20 protein-coding genes and 1 rRNA gene are annotated in these 21,278 nt (G+C 36.2%); 6 read left to right on the top strand and 15 right to left on the bottom strand.

Translation table 11 applies throughout. From position 1 onward, the window contains the following. Window positions 1-87: 87 nt before the first annotated feature. The 6 genes from glgD to ACWZFG_RS00080 all read right to left on the bottom strand — a co-directional run bounded on the left by glgD (window position 88) and on the right by ACWZFG_RS00080 (window position 5,333). Window positions 88-1,197: a glucose-1-phosphate adenylyltransferase subunit GlgD gene (gene glgD / locus ACWZFG_RS00105; RefSeq protein ID WP_177503459.1), complete on the bottom strand. Its 1,110-nt coding sequence runs from the start codon at window positions 1,195-1,197 to the stop codon at window positions 88-90. A gap of 36 nt (window positions 1,198-1,233) precedes the next feature. Then, window positions 1,234-2,388, bottom strand: coding sequence for a glucose-1-phosphate adenylyltransferase (locus ACWZFG_RS00100; protein WP_177503457.1), 1,155 nt, complete (start codon window positions 2,386-2,388; stop codon window positions 1,234-1,236). 383 nt (window positions 2,389-2,771) lie between these two features. Next, window positions 2,772-3,803, bottom strand: a complete 1,032-nt coding sequence (locus tag ACWZFG_RS00095) for a M48 family metallopeptidase (protein ID WP_418627116.1) — start codon at window positions 3,801-3,803, stop codon at window positions 2,772-2,774. Window positions 3,804-3,953: 150 nt separating this feature from the next. Then, complete coding sequence (locus ACWZFG_RS00090; protein ID WP_455576866.1) at window positions 3,954-4,583, bottom strand: CYTH domain-containing protein; 630 nt, start codon at window positions 4,581-4,583, stop codon at window positions 3,954-3,956. Continuing rightward, the gene (locus ACWZFG_RS00085) at window positions 4,567-5,076 is read right to left on the bottom strand and encodes a GNAT family N-acetyltransferase (protein ID WP_177503451.1); all 510 of its coding nucleotides are present in this window, start codon (window positions 5,074-5,076) and stop codon (window positions 4,567-4,569) included. Before ACWZFG_RS00085 ends, ACWZFG_RS00090 begins: the two co-directional genes overlap by 17 nt. After that, window positions 5,073-5,333 (bottom strand): hypothetical protein, encoded by a 261-nt coding sequence (locus ACWZFG_RS00080; protein ID WP_455576865.1) that lies wholly within the window; start codon window positions 5,331-5,333, stop codon window positions 5,073-5,075. The genes ACWZFG_RS00085 and ACWZFG_RS00080 overlap by 4 nt, the downstream gene beginning before the upstream one ends. Before the next feature lie 175 nt (window positions 5,334-5,508). Here ACWZFG_RS00080 and ACWZFG_RS00075 point away from each other — a divergent pair, with 175 nt between their 5' ends. Further along, window positions 5,509-6,564, top strand: a complete 1,056-nt coding sequence (locus ACWZFG_RS00075; RefSeq protein ID WP_177503449.1) for a mechanosensitive ion channel family protein — start codon at window positions 5,509-5,511, stop codon at window positions 6,562-6,564. A gap of 144 nt (window positions 6,565-6,708) precedes the next feature. Here ACWZFG_RS00075 and ACWZFG_RS00070 read toward each other — a convergent pair whose 3' ends face one another. From ACWZFG_RS00070 to ACWZFG_RS00060, 3 genes are all read right to left on the bottom strand, one after another. After that, on the bottom strand, window positions 6,709-7,155 hold the full coding sequence (locus ACWZFG_RS00070) for a desulfoferrodoxin family protein (protein WP_418627119.1): 447 nt from the start codon (window positions 7,153-7,155) through the stop codon (window positions 6,709-6,711). Between the two features lie 342 nt (window positions 7,156-7,497). Next, window positions 7,498-7,923 (bottom strand): universal stress protein, encoded by a 426-nt coding sequence (locus ACWZFG_RS00065; protein ID WP_177503445.1) that lies wholly within the window; start codon window positions 7,921-7,923, stop codon window positions 7,498-7,500. A 21-nt stretch (window positions 7,924-7,944) separates the two neighbouring features. Then, window positions 7,945-8,403, bottom strand: coding sequence for a universal stress protein (locus ACWZFG_RS00060; protein ID WP_418627120.1), 459 nt, complete (start codon window positions 8,401-8,403; stop codon window positions 7,945-7,947). Window positions 8,404-8,774: 371 nt separating this feature from the next. Between ACWZFG_RS00060 and ilvA the strand changes: the two genes are divergently transcribed. Then, window positions 8,775-10,016: a threonine ammonia-lyase gene (gene ilvA, locus ACWZFG_RS00055; protein WP_177503441.1), complete on the top strand. Its 1,242-nt coding sequence runs from the start codon at window positions 8,775-8,777 to the stop codon at window positions 10,014-10,016. Between the two features lie 66 nt (window positions 10,017-10,082). On the opposite strand, the gene ACWZFG_RS00050 is transcribed toward ilvA, so the two are convergent. After that, window positions 10,083-12,056: a methyl-accepting chemotaxis protein gene (locus ACWZFG_RS00050; RefSeq protein WP_177503439.1), complete on the bottom strand. Its 1,974-nt coding sequence runs from the start codon at window positions 12,054-12,056 to the stop codon at window positions 10,083-10,085. Between the two features lie 136 nt (window positions 12,057-12,192). Then, window positions 12,193-13,053, bottom strand: coding sequence for a Rossmann-like and DUF2520 domain-containing protein (locus ACWZFG_RS00045; RefSeq protein WP_455576864.1), 861 nt, complete (start codon window positions 13,051-13,053; stop codon window positions 12,193-12,195). Window positions 13,054-13,175: 122 nt separating this feature from the next. Here ACWZFG_RS00045 and ACWZFG_RS00040 point away from each other — a divergent pair, with 122 nt between their 5' ends. Beyond that, a complete protein-coding gene (locus ACWZFG_RS00040; protein WP_418627122.1) occupies window positions 13,176-14,018 on the top strand; it encodes a TIGR00266 family protein in 843 nt (280 codons plus the stop codon). Window positions 14,019-14,328: 310 nt separating this feature from the next. Here the strand turns inward: ACWZFG_RS00040 and ACWZFG_RS00035 are convergent, their stop codons facing one another. Next, window positions 14,329-15,576 (bottom strand): hypothetical protein, encoded by a 1,248-nt coding sequence (locus ACWZFG_RS00035; RefSeq protein ID WP_455576863.1) that lies wholly within the window; start codon window positions 15,574-15,576, stop codon window positions 14,329-14,331. Window positions 15,577-16,085: 509 nt separating this feature from the next. Here ACWZFG_RS00035 and ACWZFG_RS00030 point away from each other — a divergent pair. Both ACWZFG_RS00030 and ACWZFG_RS00025 read left to right on the top strand, forming a co-directional pair. Further along, complete coding sequence (locus tag ACWZFG_RS00030) at window positions 16,086-16,406, top strand: ArsR/SmtB family transcription factor (protein ID WP_418627124.1); 321 nt, start codon at window positions 16,086-16,088, stop codon at window positions 16,404-16,406. 19 nt (window positions 16,407-16,425) lie between these two features. Continuing rightward, window positions 16,426-17,181, top strand: a complete 756-nt coding sequence (locus tag ACWZFG_RS00025; RefSeq protein ID WP_177503427.1) for a C40 family peptidase — start codon at window positions 16,426-16,428, stop codon at window positions 17,179-17,181. Window positions 17,182-17,193: 12 nt separating this feature from the next. On the opposite strand, the gene ACWZFG_RS00020 is transcribed toward ACWZFG_RS00025, so the two are convergent. Then, window positions 17,194-19,296 carry a heavy metal translocating P-type ATPase gene (locus tag ACWZFG_RS00020; RefSeq protein WP_177503425.1) on the bottom strand — a complete coding sequence of 701 codons (2,103 nt, stop codon included), beginning with the start codon at window positions 19,294-19,296 and terminating at the stop codon, window positions 17,194-17,196. A 227-nt stretch (window positions 19,297-19,523) separates the two neighbouring features. Continuing rightward, window positions 19,524-20,609 (bottom strand): aminofutalosine synthase MqnE, encoded by a 1,086-nt coding sequence (gene mqnE / locus ACWZFG_RS00015; RefSeq protein WP_455576862.1) that lies wholly within the window; start codon window positions 20,607-20,609, stop codon window positions 19,524-19,526. Window positions 20,610-20,862: 253 nt separating this feature from the next. Here mqnE and ACWZFG_RS00010 point away from each other — a divergent pair, with 253 nt between their 5' ends. Beyond that, complete coding sequence (locus tag ACWZFG_RS00010; protein WP_455576861.1) at window positions 20,863-21,105, top strand: hypothetical protein; 243 nt, start codon at window positions 20,863-20,865, stop codon at window positions 21,103-21,105. An 82-nt stretch (window positions 21,106-21,187) separates the two neighbouring features. Here the strand turns inward: ACWZFG_RS00010 and rrf are convergent. Next, window positions 21,188-21,278, bottom strand: a 5S ribosomal RNA gene (gene rrf, locus ACWZFG_RS00005); the annotation flags it as partial.

Raw genomic sequence — 21,278 nt, 5'->3', positions numbered from 1 at the left:
CTATTAAACAGTGTTTATTTTTAGAAATCTCTACCTAATCAAAATAAGAAACTGAAAGCCGTCCCATAGTATTGAGACGGCTGCATTTTAAATCACTACACCCTTTTCTACAATTAAAGGGTAGTTCGGCGCACCTTTGAGCCATTTTCCTTCTGTAATTACAACATTTTTATCACAAATCACATTTTCAATTAAAGCATTATCTTCAAACTGACATTTTTGCATAACAATACTATTTTTGATATGTACGCCTTTGCCCACTTTTACGCCGCGAAATAAAATGCTGTTTTCTACCGTTCCTTCAATCACACACCCATTCGCAACCATAGAATTTGTTACTACTGCATCTTCCTTATATTTTGCTGGAGCTTCATCTTTCACTTTTGTATGAACTAAGAATCCATCTTTTAAAAACAACGCTTCCCAATTTTCATATTTTAATAACTCCATACTAGCTGTATAATAACTTGCAATGGAATTTACCCTTGTCGCATATCCTTTATGTTCATAGGCAAATACATTATATTTTTCAAGATTCTTCATAATTCCATCAACAATAAAATTTGTACCACCACGCGCATAAACATTCGTGATAATATCAATAAAAATTTTCTTTTCCATTAAAAAAACGCCCATAGCCACTTTAGCACCGCTTTTTGTCATTGGAAACACGGCCATATCCACAACCGCACCATTTTCTGCTGTTTCAATTACAGTCCCTGCAACTTGACTATCTTCTTGGCGAAGATTATATACCATTGTGATATCAGCATTTGTATTTTGATGAAATTGCAATGTTTTGGAGTAATCCATATTGCAAACTACTTCTGTACCGGCAATTAGTACATACTTCTGTGAACTATTTATAATATAATCCAAATGCGCGTGCAAACATTGAATATCCCCACATCTAAACCCATTTGAATTTTCTACTGGAGGTAAATAATATAAACCTTCTTGCTTACGCGCTAAATCCCAATTCTTCCCCGAACGTAAATGATCCATCACCGAACGAGATTTGCTCGGAAGCAATATTCCAACATTATTGATTTTTGAATTTACCATATTAGATAAAGTAAAATCAATTAACCGATATCTTCCTGCAAATGGAACAGCAGCTAAAGGACGATTATTGGTTATTTCTTGAATTGAATTTTCATTTTCTTGTAAATTTATAATTCCCATTACCGTTTTCAAAGTATTTGCCTCCTTAATCGCATTACAAAATATGAATTAGCCGACTTGTTTTGCTGCATCACTTTGCACGACTTCCCCCTCTGGTACAACGGTAATAGAACCATCTGTAGCTTTCACTACAGCACCCTTGCCAATTTCACAATTTTGACCGACAACAGCTTTATCTACACAAGCACCCTCTTTAATATGAGTAAATGGTAAAACTACCGAATTGATTACTTTAGCTCCCTTTGCAATTTTCACCCCAGAGAAAATAACAGAGTTTTCTACCTCGCCATAGACAACTGCCCCCTCACTAATCAGCGATTTTTTCACCTTCGCTTCTGGAGAAACATAATGTGGAGGCATTGCTGGATTTACGGAATAAACCTTCCAAGAGGAATCATGTAAGTTTAATTCTGGTTCGTCCTCTAATAAATCCATATTTGCTTCCCATAGACTAGAAATCGTTCCGACGTCCTTCCAATATCCATTAAACGCATAAGAATACATTCTCGCTCCAGCAGACAACATCTTCGGAATAATATTTTTACCAAAATCATGACTAGAAACATTATCCCTTGCATCTTCTTCTAAATAACGTTTCAGAAACTTCCAATTAAATATGTAAATTCCCATTGACGCAAGATTACTCTCTGGTTTTTCTGGTTTTTCTTGGAATTCAATAATTTTATTTTCTTCATCCGTATTCATAATGCCAAACCTTGAAGCTTCTTCCCAAGGTACTTCAATAACACCAATCGTAGCTTCTGCTTTTTTCAGTTTATGATATTCAAGCATCCAAGAATAATCCATCTTATAAATATGATCTCCAGATAGTATCAGCACATATTCTGGATCGATCATTTCGATGAAGTTAAGGTTTTGATAAATCGCATCAGCAGTTCCTTTATACCATTCCGCTCCCTTTTCACGCGCATACGGAGGCAATATGTATACACCACCATTTTTTCTATCTAAATCCCATGCTTCACCCGTCCCTAAATAACTATGTAAAGCTAGCGGTTGATACTGCGTCAAAATCCCTACCGTATTAATATCTGAGTTACGACAATTGCTTAACGGGAAATCAATAATACGATATTTCCCACCAAATGGTACTGCTGGTTTTGCTATCTTTTTTGTTAAAGCCCCTAATCTACTGCCTTGTCCGCCTGCCAATATCATCGCTAAACATTCTGTCTTTTGCATAAACCTACTCCCCCCGGCTAATGAAATTCTACTAAATAATTTATCAAAAGCTGTTTGTAATTAAAAAACCACAAACAATCCTGTGGCCAAAATTCGTTAAATCCACATAGTCAAATATATATGCACAAATTCCAAAAACATGACTACAAATTCTCAAGGCCGTAGATTTATTTTTTTATCAAAAAGCCCTGAATAAGCAAAAAGTTTATATTGAAAACGGAAAAACAACAAAATGATAAAACTTACTGTTAATATCGCCCATACCTAAGAGATTTTTATATTTTAATTATAGCATATCTCTGACTTTTTACCTAGCATTTTCCAAAAAATTTTCCATTTGGATAAATAGATAAAAAAACAAGGCGACCCTATGCCGCCTTGTTTTAAATACTCCAATTTCTTAGTGATTCCATATAACGATCTGCCAATGTCCGTACCGATACCTCATAAAAAGCGGCATCTTCTGATGTAACCGTTACAACATTCCGATCATCATAATAAATCGCGAGATCTCTTCCCATTTCGCGAATTTCATATTTATCTTTTGAATAGTTCTCTAAATTTTTTATATCGTATAATCGCCCTGCAACTAAATAAGCCCTATACAATGGACCTGTAGCACCAACACCTGTATGAATAACCGGTAGCGACCAATCTCCATCCACAACTTGAGCCGCATTTGCATCAATTTGTTTTACTGTTGGCGTTACATGCGCCTCGGCTAAATACTGCTTCATTAATTCAATCCGCGCGGAAGCTTCCGGATGGTCAGAAAATAAATCATTTCGTTGTTTTGGATTTAACTCATATAATTTCGTGAGCCCCATCAACATTCCATATTGATTATAACCAGCTTTTACCGATTGCTGATAACCAAGTAAATCAGCTTGACGCTCATCACTCCGGCTGTAGCCAGCGGAGATAGCCGACAGCGCAATAGACTGCAATGGCTTACCTTTATCGCCAAAAATACCGCCAAAGATAAGCGAGATGCCTAAATTTTTCTCCAGTTGCCCCATCGAATGTCGTTTGACGACATGTCCTATCTCATGCCCAATAATGCCTGCAAGTTCATCATCTGTCGGCATTAGTTTTATTAGCCCACTATATACGTAAATAAAACCGCCTGGCGCCGCCATCGCATTGACTTCATCAACATCAAGCACCTTAAAAGTATATGGTAAATCTGGTCTGTCACAGACAGCGACTATATTTTTTCCTATGCGGTCAATACGTGCTTGCACCTCAGCATCATCTAGCAATGGGTATTTTTCCTCAATCTGCCTAGCAACCTCTTTACCCATTTCGATTTCCTGCTGCGTTCCAATAAGTCCAGCGCTAGCTTGTGACAAAATAAATAACTGTATAACAAACAAGCTGACAAAAGCGCTGAAAATACGCTTGGCATTCAACAAATTACTCATCCTCTCGCATTGCTAACCATACATATTTAAATATATATTTTCTTGCTGTAATATACATAATAATTCTGTATAAAAAAGATATTCCCTGCCGGATTTTTAAAAATAACAAAATTTTCAAAATCCAGCAGGGAATATAATGTATTATGTCTTTAAGTTTCCAGACAACATAAGTCCACGAGCAAATTTACTATATTCTTCTCGTTCGAGGGAAAATCTGTTGATTAACATATCACCCAATTGCAAAAGGCTCTCTTCTCTTCCAGATATCAATTCAATCTCCACCTCTAAGATAGGGCACTCTTTGCCATCTGCATAAATTTTCCCTTTATCTAATGCAATTTCAATTTTACTTTCATTAAAGGTTACCGTTATCGCCTGACGAGTAAAATCAGTCTGTAAAACAGCATACAAATTACCCTGTCTTAGTATTGCCTCGGTCACTTCATCCACTGGAAGTCGAGGAAAAACATTCAAATCCGGACGCCCACTTTCTACTGGCACATTATATTCTATCCGTTTATGTATACCATTCGTTACTGAACCTCCGCCCTTTATTGTAGATATCCATTGATTATTTTCTCTTCGCACCCGATAAGCCACCCTATTTTTGCTTAGCAACTTATCAACAGTATCATAATATATCGCTGATAAATCAAATTGCTCAATACTTATACAATTTTTTAGTTGTTTTACATAGTTTGCAATTGCATTCCACTCGTTTGGGTCCGCAACTTTTAACTTTAGCTCAATTTCACTATTTTTTATACTCATTTTCTAAAATCCCCAAAATCACTAAAGATTCATACTTGCCATTCCAAATAATCGTTTCACGAATCAACCCTTCACGAACAAACCCCTCAGATTCATATAAATGTAACGCTCTTTCATTGTAATCTTTACAATCTAACCATGCACGATGGTATCTTAAATCCTCAAATGCCCACGATTTTAACAATTTCATCGTTTCTCTACCATAACCTTTTCCCTTCACCGCCATGATAATTCGCCTAAATTCAATTTCTTTGAATGGATTATCCAGTCCTGCAATCATCAAAAAACCAACTTTTTCGCTTCCATCAGCGGTCTCAACGATGATATGAATCTCATCCTTTGTATGAAGAGAAGCAGCATGTATCTCACGTGAATACGGAATAATATAGGTCACATTCTCTACATCATTTTCTGTTTCCATAATATAATCCAAATCGACTTCTTCTGCTTGGCGAAATCTTAATTTTTTTGATTGTTTTATTATTTTATTCATGAAATATCCTCCATCATTTTAATAGGTTTTACTGTTAACCATTGCTGAACTTTTTGCTCTGTTGGTAACATATTGATATTAAACCAAGTATAATAAAATTTTTCCATTGATTGCACAACATAACCATCCTGCTTATGATCCGCAACATCGTAACTATCCATCATAATCAATATATCATCATGTGTCTGCTCTGTATTCATCGTATCATATCCAATAATTACTCGCCAATGTCCACCCCAATTTATACTCTCCACCATAATCGAAGTGTTATTTTTCTATTTCCTAATGAAAGTTCCATCATCAACTATCCTTTCTTTTCTCTATATTATAACAATTAAGAAGTAAATACCAAATGTATATTTTGAAAAACTTAACATGGATTTTATATTAATATGTAGTATAATAGCAGATAATAGTTTTAGGAGGTTTTATATGAACGAGTTTCTACATATAAATTGGGAGCATATTATTGAAATCCTTTGGCTTCCCGTCTGCATTCAGATTATTGCCCTTATTATCGGTCTGGCAATCAATCGTTTTGTCAATATGAAAATCCATAGTCGTTTGAATGATAGTCCACAAAATTTACATCTTGTCCTCTCCCATGCATTAAAAGGAGTTCCGATTTCCTTATGCTCGGGTATAGGATTGTACTGGACCTTGACTTCACTTGACAATATGACACCAAAGCTACAAGATTTTCTTTCCAATATTTTATTAGGCATTATTTTCTTTACGATAACACGTGTACTGGCAAGAATCGCTGTTGGAGTTATCGATATGCATACGCAAGCCAATGATAGTAATATGCCCAAGACAACATTATTAACCAACATCGTTGAAATTTCTATTTACGTAATGGGTGCACTGATTCTGCTTCAATCTTATGGAATCTCTATTACGCCGATTATCACTGCATTAGGTATTGGGGGTATGGCATTAGCTCTTGGTCTACAAGATATGCTCGCAAATATCTTTGCTGGGATTCACCTTATTTTATCAAAACAAATTCGACTCGGGGACTACATCCGCCTCAGCAACGGACAAGAAGGCCGAGTTCAAGATATCTCTTGGCGGTTTACTACAATTGAAGCCTCGACAAAGAATGTAATTGTCATTCCAAATCAGCAGATTGCCTCCGCAATTTTAACAAACTATAGTATGCCTGCACAAGATATTGCCATCGTTGTTCCTGTGGGAGTCAGCTATGATAGCAATTTAGATGAAGTAGAAAGAATCACTTTAGATGTAGCCAAAAAGACAATGGAAAAGTTTGAGCCAACGCTTGAGAACTATCATCCACTGGTTCGATTTCATACCTTTGCTGATTCCAGCATTAATTTTAATGTAATTTTGCATTCTGGAAGCTTTGTAAATCAACATGTACTAAAACATGAATTCATTAAAGCCCTGACCGCCAGATATCGTCAAGACGGAATAAATATTCCATTCCCAATTCGAACGATTCAAATGGAAAGTAAAGAATAACCCCCATATTTTCCGATATAACACGGCTGTTCTGAAAATAAAACAGCCGTGTTTTTTATTTTTAACTAATAAAATGCTAATAAAAAATAGGCGGAAAATTCCCGCCTATTTTTTATTAGTATATTGTCACTCATTTATTTCCCATTATTTTTTAGCGCTTGTTTTCCATAGACCATGCAAATTACAATATGCATATACATTTACATCAATTTCTCCACCAATATCAAAAATTGCTTCTGGCGCTTGACCTGGATCTAAAATTACGCGCTGTACTTTATCCCCGCTTGCAACAGTAATCCATTTAATATAGTGGCTTTCAATCATAGGATGCGTAACGGAACCAACTTTTACAGAAATCTTTCCGCCTTCTAAAAATTCTACCACCGGCAAATGTTTTTCACCAGATGCATCCACTGTATTCGGTACTAAAAGTTCCATTTCTTTATTGCAGCAAATCAATTTGGCATCAGCAATAGTTGTTGATTTTGCAAAGGATTCCCCCTTTGTAATTACCTGTCTTGTACCAAAATCCAATACTTCTAATACATACCCACAATCTAAGCATCTATAAAATTTCAATTCTTTTGTCATCACTTTTCCTCCTATTATTTAACTTAAATTTTTATTGGCTGATTTATACTAGTGCTTTATATCCCCACTACATTTATCAACCTAACTTCCTTCATTGCTCTGGCACTTGCTTATCTTTACTAAAAATTAGCCTTTACCAAAAAAGAGAATCATTAATCAATTTTAAATACTAATTAATAACTATTATTAATAATTAGACAAAAATTTTTAAATTCCTGCTTTAACCTAAATTTTTTTTAATTTATTATCTTTTAATTCTATTAGCCTCAAATTAAGAATTCAAATTTCTATGAGAACAAAAAATAGGCAGAAACATTTCTGCCTATTTACTATTTATGTATTCTACTTTACTACGATTACTGGACATTTAGCACGCTCAACAACATGTTGACTTACACTACCTAGAAGTACACCTTTGACTAAGCCTAATCCACGCGACCCAATTACAATAAGATCACTATCCATTTTTTCTGCAAATTCTAAAATAGCCACAGCTGGCGAACCAGTTTCCGTATATCCTTCAACTTGGATTGAATCTTTTGGAACTTTTTCAATTGCTCTATCTAGAATTACATTTCCAGCCTTCGTCACAGCTTCCAAAATAGCTTCCGATAAGCAGGCGTTAATTGCTAACTGATTGATATTGGCTACATAAAGAAAATCCAATTTTGCTTGATTAATTTCTGCCAAATAAATTGCCTGTTCTACGGTTCTTTCCGAAATTTCCGAACCATCAATCGGCACTAAAATACGTTTAAATCCCATCATATGCTCCTCCTTTTTAATCAATCAATCCATTTTATTGTTTTCTTTTACTACCATTACAGGACAAGATGCATATTCAACTAAATGTTGACTAACACTACCAAGCAAAGCCCCTTTTACCATGCTAAGCCCACGGCTACCTACGATAATCATATCAGCCTTATTTTCTTCAGCATACTCTAAAATTGCCGACGTAGGAATACCACCAACAACCTGACGTTTTGCTTTTATCCCTTCCGGCATACGGCTAAAAATGCGATCAAGTACAGCTTCCCCTACTTTAAACACGGAGTCAAGTACTTCTTGTGGAAAACAAGTATTATTTGCCAAGCGATATCCGCCAACCGCTGCATTCACATTTGCAATATATAAAAAGTCAATCTCAGCTCCACTTTTTGCCGCTAGACAAAAAGCATAATCTACTGCCTTACAAGCGCTATTTGAACCATCTACTGGTACTAAGATGCGTTTCATTTCTTTCATCATTACTCCCCCCGCATATCATATTTTATCTACCTTTATACAGATACTATTTCGTCATTCGTTAATTTATTCCTGTTTTCTTCAAAAAAAACCTCTTTTTTTGTAAAAATCAGTACGGTCCTATAAACAAGGTTGTTTTCAGTAGAATCTGAACTTCCATTAAAAGCAGACACATACTCTAAGGACTGACGAGGCATCAAACATCGTTAACCTCAAACAAGTAGAATAGCAATAAAAATTAAAGTAAAAATCTTGACATTGAGAATAAATCAGTGCTAGAATTGATGAAAACATTTATTGGGCACATTGCTTAAAAGCTCGTTCTTGAATCTATTCAAGAATGAGTTATTTTTATCCGGGAGGTTTATATTATGTCAACCGAACAAACATCTCTTGAATCAATTGTTGCCAATACATCTATTTCCGATGTCTACCGAGCTGCAAAACAACTAGATGGAGTAATCAAAAAAACTGAACTAATTTATAGTCCTTTTTTTAGCAAAGCCTGCGAAAACGAAGTTTTTATTAAACCCGAGAATTTACAAAACACCGGCTCTTTCAAATTGCGCGGTGCTTACAATAAAATCAGTCAATTATCCGAAATAGAAAAAGCAAAAGGAGTAATTACCGCATCCGCTGGTAATCATGCGCAAGGCGTAGCCTATGCGGCACAGCAGCTTGGTGTAAAGGCAGTTATTACAATGCCTGCAACAACACCAATTATTAAAGTGGAAGCAACACGCAGCTACGGTGCTGAAGTCGTACTATCTGGCGATAGCTATGATGATGCTTATGCAAAATCACTAGAATTGCAAAAAGAACACGGCTATGTTTTTATCCACCCATTCAACGATGTTGAAGTATTGCTTGGGCAAGGAACAACCGCTATCGAAATTTATCATCAATTAAAAGATGTAGATGTGATCCTTGTCCCAATTGGCGGTGGTGGCTTTGCCAGTGGTGTTGCACTTGCCAGTAAGGCAATCAATCCCCATGTAAAGATCATCGGAGTTGAGCCTGAAGGGGCAGCTTGTATGAAATATTCCCTTTCACGCGGCAAGGTATCCTCATTAAAAGAAGTAGATACCGTCGCTGAAGGAACTGCTGTAAAAACTCCTGGCGAATTGACTTTTGCTTTCATTCAAAAGTACGTAGATGAAGTTATTACCGTATCAGAATTTGATATAATGTCCGCACTTCTTTCCTTAATTGAAAAGCATAAATTAATTGCAGAAGGCGCAGGGGTCCTCTCTTTAGCTGCTTTGAATAAGCTTAGTTTTAAAAACAAGAAAGTTGTTCCAATCGTAAGTGGAGGAAACATTGACATCTCAACAATTTCTGCTTTAATTGATAAAGCCTTAATTGCGCGCGGACGCGTATTCTGCTTTACTGTAAATTTACCAGATAAACCAGGTCAATTATTAAAAGTTGCCGACATTCTTGCTCAAGCAAATGCCAACGTTATAAAGCTTGATCATAATCAAGCAAAAGTTACTGATAGCTTTAAAAAAGTGCAACTTGAAGTAACCGTCGAAACACAAGGACAAGATCACGTCGATCGCGTAGTATCCGCCTTAGAAAAAAACGGATTTACTATAGAAAAAGTATATTAAAGTATTTATAAAGAAGGCATCCATGCTTAAATTAAGCATGGATGCCTTCTCTTATCCAAAATAATCTTATATCTTAAATTTGTTTACAGCGTTTTGTAAATCCTGTGCGAGATTTGCCAAAGACATACTTGCCGTTGACATTTCTTCCATGGAAGCAGCCTGTTCTTCTGTTGCTGCAGATACATTCTGCGCTTCCGAACTCGTATTTTTACTGATTTCATCTACACTTTCTATAGAATGTGTAATGTTTGCGCTTGCTGCATCTATATCAATCATCGCTGCATGCGCCAATCCAACCTGCGTATTTACTTCTTGAATCATCGTTTCAATTTCAGCAAAAATTTCACCAGTCTTATTGACTACGCTACTACCGAGTTGTACTTCTTGATTGCCTTCCTGCATTGCTTGAACAGCATCTTCCGTATCTGCCTGAATATGCGAGATCAAATCGGCAATATGTTTTGCTGCTTCTTGTGATTGTTCGGCTAATTTCCGAACTTCTTCAGCTACTACAGCAAAGCCACGACCTTGTTCACCTGCACGTGCTGCCTCAATTGCTGCATTTAGAGCCAACAAATTGGTCTGTCCTGCAATTCCTGAAATCGTATCAACAATCTGTCCAACCTCTTGTGACCTATCACCAAGAGTTGCCACGACCTTAGAGGATTCTTCCATTTTTCGATTAATGCTATTCATTTGCCCAATTGCCTCATTTACAGCTTGTGCACCATGACTTGCCTTTTGTGTCGTTGATGTTGCTGTCTCCGCAACCCGCTGTGCAGTTTTTCCTAATGATTGAAGCTGGTCCCCCATACCCATAACAACTTCTTTTGTTCTTCCTAATGCTGTAGTTTGTTCATCTGCACCTTGTGCCACGTTAGTTATTGAAATTGCCACTTGATTAGATGCTTGTGCAGATTGAGATGCACTTGCAGTCAGTTCCTCACTTGCAGCAGCCACTTGCTCAGCCGAATCACTTACTTTTTTCATCAGCTCACGTAATTTATCTCGCGTTAAAATAATGGCATCTGCAACTCTTCCAATCTCATCTTTTAATATTACTTTGCGAGGTTTTTCCCTAAAATCCCCATCCGCTAAAGCTTCACATGCAGCAATCATTTTATCTAATGCACCAACAATATAGCGAACAATATATAAAATTAGACCGCCTAAAAGTATGATAACAATAATACTTGCAATCGTTAAAATAACCGCCATCTCTTTAATGCCACCAAACAACGCATCATAATCAGTCGAAGTCACCAACGTCCATCCTGTTTGCCCAATGGGAACAGCTTGACACATTCTATCCTTACCTTCTACAGGGATAATCCTTTCAACATTTTTTTCTTTTTGTATTTGTTCAAAAAATCCCGCCAAAGATCCATTTTCTATCGTCTGTAGCCGATCCTTTGCCTTATAAACAGGATGGCTGATAAAACTACCTTTGTTATCTAAAACAAATACATAACCAATATCACCATTTTTCATTGAGCTTGTTACATTTAAAATACCCTCTACTTGCACATCTATTGCGATTACACCAATCTTTTTCCCATTTACTACAATCGGACATCCTACATCAGCCATCAGTTTATGGTTACTCGCCGATTCATAAACATCCGTATAGGTTATTCCTGTAGAAGCGAATATCTTTTTATACCAATCTCTAGTCCTTACATCATAATCTGCTGGTGGATTCCACCCATCCGTATCTACATACTCATTTGTATCAAATGCAACTAAAATATTTGAAATTTCAGAATTTGATTTTTTTGCTTCATTAATTAAAATAGCTATCTCTTGTTTACTCGGTTGTTTACCAGCAATAATCGCTGCTAGAGATGAAGCAACAGCTTCCTGCTTTACTAAAACTTCATTAATTTTCCTGCTATAAGACTCCGCCGTAAATTTATTTCCTCTCAAAAGTTCAGACCTCAATAAATTTTCTGCCGTATGATACGCGTAATAACTCAAAAAAGATGTCAACACAATCACTGGTAAAAGAATAAAAACTAACATTCTGTTACGTAAATTCATACTGCTCACACTCCAACTCTCTTCTAAAATATCTTCATATATGTATTTTAGTATATATTTTACATCAAAACAACATATTTATTTTAATTAATGGAATTAAAGTAGCATGCAGTACACTATAAACGCACCTTTGTTCTCATTTAGGAGCATTATCTATTTTATTCTCTATCTTTCTTGCTAAAAATTTCTTTTTTTGCACAAATTCTTGTGTGTATCTACCTAGAACTTTATAAACTAGCTCTTCTTTTGGTGCATATTGACGCATCTTAGCAAGATGCGCTTCGATCGTTACCGAATCTCCCCGCACAATCGGACCTGTTAAGGCATTGATCGTCCCCTTCGATTCAATATTCGCTAAAGTTCCTTTCATAATTGGCATAAGTGCCGCAATTGCAGCCTCTTCTTTAATACCGAACTTTTCAAACAATTGCGTTGCAACATGCATTAACGTCACCGTATAATTTGAAGCAATACATGCTGCGGCATGATATAATGCGCGATATTGACTTGGCACAAAAAAAGATTTCCCACCTATAGATTCTACAATTCGTTCAGCAAGGGCAACCGCTTTTTCATCTCCATCCAACGCAAAGTAGGTTTGCGGTAGTATATTTACCGCCATATCTATATCAGCAAAAGCTTGCAACGGATGCATAGAACCAGTTACCCATCCATTTTCCTTTAATACCATCAATGATTCGCTACTTTGGGATCCACATACATGAAATACGTATTGCTGACTCGCTTTCAGTCCCGTTTCAGCAATTTTCTTTGCCATTTCTTTGATTACTCTATCTGGAGTAGTAATAAAAATAACATCGGTATCTTGTATTACTTTTTTCAAATCCGTAGCCGCCGTACTTTTAACCCTTTGCGCCAATTTTTCAGCTGAATCAACATTTCGACTCATAATATAAGAAATTTTATACCCCTTTAAACTTAAAAGAATCGCCATTGCAGAACCCACTTTTCCTGCACCAATAAATGCAATCTTCATAGTCTTCCCTCCTATACAAATACAAAACTCACAATTAATTTACACAACTATTTTTATGATGCTATAATACCATATAACAACAAATAATTCATTTCCTATATATAAAGAATGGAGGCTTCATGATGAAACGTGCAGATGAAGTAGATTACAAAATTATCGGCCATGAAATGCAATTCGTTGAAGTAGAGCTTGATCCTGGCGAAAGCATCGTCGCTGAAGCAGGTGCAATGATGTACAAGGACAGTTGTATCCAAATGGATACGATTTTCGGTGATGGTTCAGCAAAAGAAAGTGATAGCTTTTTTGGTAGGCTACTCGGTGCTGGAAAAAGAGTCTTAACTGGAGAAAGTATGTTTATCACTGTGTTTACTCATCGAGGTAAGGGAAAAGCCAAAGTTTCTTTCTCTGCACCTTATCCTGGGAATATTATTCCAGTATCATTAGAAAAGCTAGGCGGCACACTTATTTGTCAAAAAGACAGCTTTCTTTGTGCGGCTAAAGGGGTCTCCATTGGCATACATTTTCAAAGAAAAATTATGACGGGATTATTTGGCGGAGAAGGGTTTATTATGCAAAAACTCGAAGGGGATGGCATGGCATTCATCCATGCCGGCGGTACGCTTGTCGAAAAAGAACTAAGAACAGATGAAGAACTTCATGTGGATACAGGATGCCTAGTTGCTTTTGAACCTACCGTTAATTTTGATATCATCCGTGCTGGAAATATCAAAACCTCCTTCTTAGGCGGCGAAGGTTTTTTTCTTGCCCACCTAAAAGGTCCAGGGAAAGTATGGCTGCAATCTCTTCCATTTTCTCGTTTAGTCGGCAGAATTCAAGCAGCAATGCCACCTACACCCTTAAATGCCGGTGATGGCTCCTTTGGCAGTAATGCAGCAAAAGTCGTAACCGGCGGCGCAATCTTAGGCGGAATCGGCTCTCTATTTGGTAACAATGACGATGATTAACATACATAAAAATATCCTTTTGCAAAAATATAGACAAAAGGATATTTGCAAAAAGCATACAGTCTTTCTTCTGTATGCTTTTTGCATAAAAATAAACGATGATGATTCAAGAGGGCTCTTAAGTCTTTATGAAGAAAAGCAAGTAATCCATAGACTTACGATATCTTTACTTCCGACGAAAAGAACGGAGATATTATAAGCAGAGACCGAAAATTTTTGACTTTTGTAAGTCATTTATTTCACAAAATAGCTCCGTTAGCCATCGGATAAATATTTCCCGAAAATACTCTATCCCGCGTCTATCTTTTCATCACTTATCCATAATTTTATTTTCATACCAGCTCATCAAGGCGGAAAATTTTTCATCAAAACAAGTAAGGTACGCTTCATCCCCTACACCACGCATTCGTGCACTATCAATCGCCAGTTGCCATAAGCCACCCAAGAATTCATATAGAGAATTTCTACTCCCAATTAACACCCCTCTTGCCGCCATTTCACAGAGTTGATTATTGCTTGATGTAATTTGATTATCGCGTAAAAATCGTTTTACCAATTCATCTGCCTGCCCCAGTTTAGCAGCGATTCCACGAACAAAAGCAACTGGTACAAACGTTTGACTAAACGGCTGTACGCAAGAGACTTGCCTTTTAACCGTACCTATCTGCTCAAGCTCTGTATTTTTATAACTGAAGAAACAATCAAGGTCTTCTTCTATCGCTCCATACTCTAACCTTTTAAAATATTCTCCCAATCTTACGGGGATGAAAAATTGACAATTTTCGCGCCGACGAAGAAACAAGCCTCTCTGTGCATAATCCAAAAGTACATCTTGTATTGAGCGAAAGGATTGATCCATCGAGCCACTAAGCCCGGCTAATGCAAGCCCACTTCGCGTATAATAATAATATTTCGCCGAACGAAACCAACCTTGTTTCGTTTTTATTGGAGAATTTGCAAATAAAAAAAGTTCAGCGAAATCCAGCTTGGACAATACCGTAAACGCATAAGGAATTTCTTGCGGCATGAAATTCAAATGCGTTTTTATTGCGGTAATAAAAGCGAAAAAATCTGCACGACCAGAAAAATCTTGTGGCGAATATTTTTCTATAAATTTACGTTTTGCCATCCATTCATCATCCGCAATAAAATTTGCTGGTAAAGAATAATGCAAAGGATGAATACTTTGGTCAATTAACAACGCCTGTTCTTCAACAATCGTGCGAAATAATTTAAACACCTCTTGCAAAGTGCGATCCGCTTCATGAATTGCAACAATTGGCGCTAATGCTATAGACAAACAGTTATAAGAAGCATCTAAAAAAATTCGTGCAGTAAATTTCTTTTCCACACCGATTAGCTCTTTTTTATCACAATAAAGTGGCATAAATCCCTGTTTTATTAATTGTTCAAAAAGATATTTCACAATCATTTTATTGCTCTTATTCCCTAAGCAAACCAAAGGATAAGCAAATTCCATTCCAATCCGATTGATTAGATTCTTCTTACTTTCCATCGGGGCGATAAAGCGCCGATACAACAATTCTCGTACATCCATTCTTAGCTCCTTTCCGCTTGTCAGCTGATTTTATCCTTGGGCCTGCAAATCTATGACACCCTTCAACTACGCTTAATATTCTTAGTTTTACCTATCAGGAATTTTTGCAATAAAATATCTCCCATATCAAAAAACTTACTGCTAACTTATACACAGCAATCCCATCATAATCATACCCTTGAAAAATCTGAATTTCAATAGAAAAATACCCATATCTACTGACAATAAGGAATTCTGCTGATTTATCTCATGAAAATCAGACTAAATCATTCGGAGCTTTTTAAAAATTATCTTAAACCCCTTGAAAACAGATCTTAACCACCTATAATTTACCTATTCATTCCTATGTTTCGACAATAAAATTTAAATACCTTTTGACATAAAATTTATTCTTTTCTTGAAGAAAGTAATCTTTTTGCAAATTTTTTATAAATCGTTTCCAAAATATATCTTTTTGTTTTATACTATAATATAGATTTATCTATAGGAGGAATTGCATGACTATTGATATGAATAAACAACCGAATTCAGATAAATTAAATCTGCTACCTGATGAAATTAGTAACCAACTTGCTGATACATTTAAAATTCTCGGTGATTCAACTAGAATCAAATTACTAAATCTGTTGACCCAACAAGAAATGCGCGTAGGTGATATCGCGACAACGTTAGAAATGGGACAATCTGCAATTTCTCACCAATTGCGTGTTCTTCGAAGTGCTAGACTTGTTAAATATCGCAAGGAGGGTAAAGAGGCCTGGTACTCTCTCGATGATGATCATGTTGTTAGTTTAATGAATGAAGGGTTAGAACATATATCCCACCGTTAAAAGGATGTGAACAAATCGCATGCATAAATTGCATTTTATTGCTAGGAAAAAACAATATTGCATCTTATTACTCGCCTTTTTATTTCTATTAGTAACAGTCCCCGCTTATGCAGCTCCAACACTGCGTGTAAACGCTAAAGGCAATGATGTAACAATACTCCAACAAAAATTAATTGCTCTTAGCTATTCGATTAAAGACCCCCGTGGAAAATTTGCAGCTGATACACATTACGCTGTTAAAAATTTTCAGCGCGATCATAAACTAAAATCAAATGGAGTCGTCGATGATTCCACTTGGAAAGCGATTGAGTGGGCGTTGAAAACTAGAAAAATAGATAAGCTTCCAAACGTTGTCACGCCATTACCTAATCTCCCCGATTCCAATCCAGTAATTGAGGGATCAAGAAATAACGCTAATGCAATAATTTCTACAGCAAAACAATACATCGGCGTTCCTTATAAATTTGGTGGAACAACACCAAAAGGCTTTGATTGTTCTGGCTATCTTCAATATGTTTTCGCCGAACATAAAATAAACCTACCAAGAACAGCAGATGATCAATATAAAATAGGCAAACAAGTCAATAAGAAAAGTCTCCAAGTGGGTGATTTAGTTTTCTTTACGACCTATGAATCTGGAGTCTCACACTGTGGACTGTATATAGGCAATGGACAGTTTATTCATACTTCTTCCAGTAAAGGCGTACGCATTGATAAGCTAAATGATCCCTATTGGCAGCCACGCTACATTGGTGCAAAATGTATTTTAAAATAAAAAAGTCCGATTTTAAAAATCGGACTTTTCTTCTTTTTCATATAAAATACGAATGGCATTCACTACGCAAAGCATCGCTACACCACTATCTGCAAACACTGCCAGCCACATAGACGCAAAACCTGCTAACCCTAAAATCATAATTAAAATTTTAACACCTAAAGCAAATACAACATTTTGTTTTGCAATTTTTCCGGTCTTATGAGCAATTTCAATCGCATGATGGATTCCACTTAATCTAGAATTCATAAAGACAATATCCGCCGCCTCAATTGCAGCATCAGCACCGCTTCCCATCGCGGCTCCTACATCCGCTCCAGCAAGTACAGGTGCATCGTTGATTCCATCACCAACAAACATCACTCTATCATATTTTTCTCTTAATTCACTTAAACGATTAAGCTTTTCTTCCGGCAATAACTTGGCATAATACCCATCTACACCTACTGCTTTGGCAATCTTTTCGGCACTCTTTTCCTGATCCCCCGTCAAAATAAAGGTGTGTAACATTTTTTTCTTTAACTGCTTTATCGTGTAAATAGCATCCGATTTCATTTTATCTGCAATAAACAAACAACCTATCACCCTTTTATCTAAAGCAATGAATACCTCTGTACCAATACCTTGGCCTTGATATTCAGGCACATCAATCTGCATTCCCACTAGAAAGCTTCTGCTTCCACATAAAACTTGCCCTTTTACAGTATCCCCTTTGATTCCCTTTCCCGAAAGTTCTTCAACATTTTGAATCTCTTCAAAAGTTAAATTTCTTGCCTTTGCTTCAGCGACAATACTAACTCCAATTGGATGCGTAGATGCTGCTTCTAAAGATGCACATAATGCTAAGACCTCGTTTTCCTTGAAAGTCCCAGACACAGCAATCTCGCGTACAGCAAACTTTCCTTCCGTAATTGTGCCCGTTTTATCCATCACAATTGCTTTACACCGCTTTAGGCTTTCCAAAACCGAACCACCCTTAAACAAAATCCCACGTTTGGCTCCCGCACCAATACCAGCAAAAAAAGTCAATGGAACACTTAATACTAAAGCACAAGGACAACTAATAACTAAAAACGTCAACGCAGTGTAAATCCAATGCTCCCAATTTCCTGTAAAAAGAGAAGGAACGATTGCCGTAAAAATTGCAATCATTACCACGATTGGTGTATAAACTCTTGCAAATTTCGTAATAAAACGATCAACTTTGGGCTTATTTGCAGCTGCATGCTCTACAGAATCTAAAATACGTGTAACCATTGAATCTGCCAACGTATTTTTCACTCTAATTTGAAGTAATCCCGACGTATTAATACACCCCGATATAACTTCATCACCAATAGCTACTTTTACTGGGATCGGCTCTCCTGTAACAGGTGCCGTATCTATACGACTTTCGCCTTGCTGAACAACTCCATCCAAAGGGATGCGCTCGCCAGCTTTTACTAAAAGAATATCATCTATCTGCGCTGCATTCGCCTCAATTATTTCCTCTTTTCCACCGGATAACCTAGTTACTACATCTGGTCTTAAATCAACCGCTTGCATAATCTGCCGTCTGCTTTTCTCTACTGCACATTCTTCAAAAAACTCACCAATGCGATAAAATAGCATAACGCCTACTGCTTCTGGATACTCTTGGATAGCAAAAGCACCTAAAGTCGCAATACTCATTAAAAAATTTTCGTCAAACACATGCCCACGAAGTAAATTTTTACCCGCAGTTAAAACAATTTTACCACCTAAAATTACATATGCTAAAATAAATAAAGTAATCTTATAAGATTCTTCTAATGTTCCCCATAAAAAAGCCACTAGAAAAATGCTTCCACCAAAAATAAGTTCCCATAAAGCGCGCTGCTTTATCCACGACTTTTCTTCTGGCTTTGCTTTTATACCCGTGATTTTATCAGTTACTTGAATATCTGATTCTATCGATTGACAAATCTTCTGAATTCTCTCTAACTCTACTATATCGTTCGTAAATTCAATCTCCATTTGCTTCGTCGCAAATGTAATTATGGCACGTTTAATTTCGGGCATACGATTTAGTTTTGCCTCTATTTTAGCAGCGCAATTTGCACAATCTAAATTTTTTAATAAATATATACTTGTCATAAGTCACCTCCAATATTATTCATATAATCATTCATATGATTATATATTCATATATATTAATATCATATTGATATATAAATGTCAACCTCAATATTATTACTCTTTTAATTTATCTTATGAAAAAAAATGATTCTTGCTTATGCAAGAATCATTTTTTTTCGATGACTAGCCTATTCTTCTAATAAAAAACAATCCAACCAAAATCAAAGGCCTTAACCCATAGCCTTTTATAGCAAGCGAATAATATTAAAATTACAGTCACACTCGGCTGCAATGCGCCCACTTTGTTTAATTGTTTCCACAAGTTTTTCTTGTGTAAGAGCTTTACTAGATTTTGCACCTGCCGCATGCATAATCCGCTCCTCTTTTATTGTTCCATCAATATCATTTGCTCCAAATCCAAGCGCCAATTGCGCAATTGGCAAAGTTAACATGACCCAATACGCTTTAATATTTTTAAAATTATCAAGCATCAGCCTTGAAATTGCCATTGTTTTTAAATCATCCCAAACATTCGTGCGAGAAATTTCTGACTCTAGTTCTGTATTCTCTGGGTGAAAAGGAAAACAGATAAACGTTTGAAACCCATTCGTTCTATCTTGCAAATCACGCAATCTAATTAAATGATCAATTCTTTCTTCAATCGTCTCTATATGACCATACAACATACTTGCATTCGTTTTAATTCCTAATTCGTGAGCAGTCTGTGCAACTTCCATCCATTCCTCTGCCGTCGCTTTTTTAGGACATAATGCATCGCGTACCCTATCAGATAAGATTTCAGCACCACCGCCTGGCATTGCTTCAATTCCTGCATCAATTAACTCTTTCAGTACTTGGCGAATCGATTTACCAGATATTTTTGCAAAATGAGTAATTTCAACACCTGTAAAACCTTTCAAATGTAATTTAGGAAACCGTTCCTTAATAGAACGAATAATATCTACATAATACTCAAAAGGCCAATCCGGATGGAGTCCACTTACAATATGTAGATTTCGCAAGTCAGGATCCTTTGCTGATTTTTCAATCATATCAAGAACCTCTTTTTTCGTTAAGGCATATGCCCCGCTGCTATCTGAATCGCGTCCAAATGCACAAAACTTGCAACGTGCAGCACATATATTCGTTAAATTCACATGACGATTCACATTATAATAAACATAATCTCCACTTATGCGTTTTCTCACTGTATCTGCCAAATAGCCCAACCAAGCTAAATCATTACATTTATATAAAGCAATTCCATCTTCACGGGATAATCTAATTCCTTGTAATACTTTTTTCTCAATTTCTTGTAAAGTTTCAGTCACCTAAAGCACTCCTTTGTATACAATGAACAATCTTCCTCAACTATATCATTCTACATGATTTAACATTTATACACAACCTTTACGGAAATGAATAAAAATTTTATTAACATTAAGATAAAGTTAGAAATAAAATTTCGAAAATAAGCATAATTTTTTATTAAAATTACTATACTTTGGGACTACATTAATAATTAATACTAAAATTTTATAAATAATGCAATTATAGAATTTTAATTTAAGGAGGAAAATTCAAATGAAAAATCTATTAAAATTCATTTTAGTAAGTTTGCTTATCGGAGGAATAATAATTATAATTACTGCTGCAATTAGCTTTTCTAATGATACTTCTGATGAAGATTACACAGAGGATTTCATTAACACAGATACAACGAACGAAGAAGATAATCCAATCTCGACCAAAGAAGTATTCATCATAGGTAGAAATAATAATAATTCTCTAGACGATGATATGGTTGATATTAACGTTGAAAAATAAACTTGCATCCCCTTTTAATAAACATTTCACCCATTTCAATCTTAATAACGAAAAAGCACTCACCAAAGTGAGTGCTAAACAAAACTGGCATCTACCTAACCTCCCAGGACGTTTCCATCCAAGTACTTTCGGCGTGTATAGGCTTAACTACTGTGTTCGGTATGGGAACAGGT

The organism is Anaerosinus sp., assembly GCF_965318445.1.
Note: the sequence above shows the minus strand (reverse complement) of the source record. Positions and strands in the feature narration are given on the sequence as shown.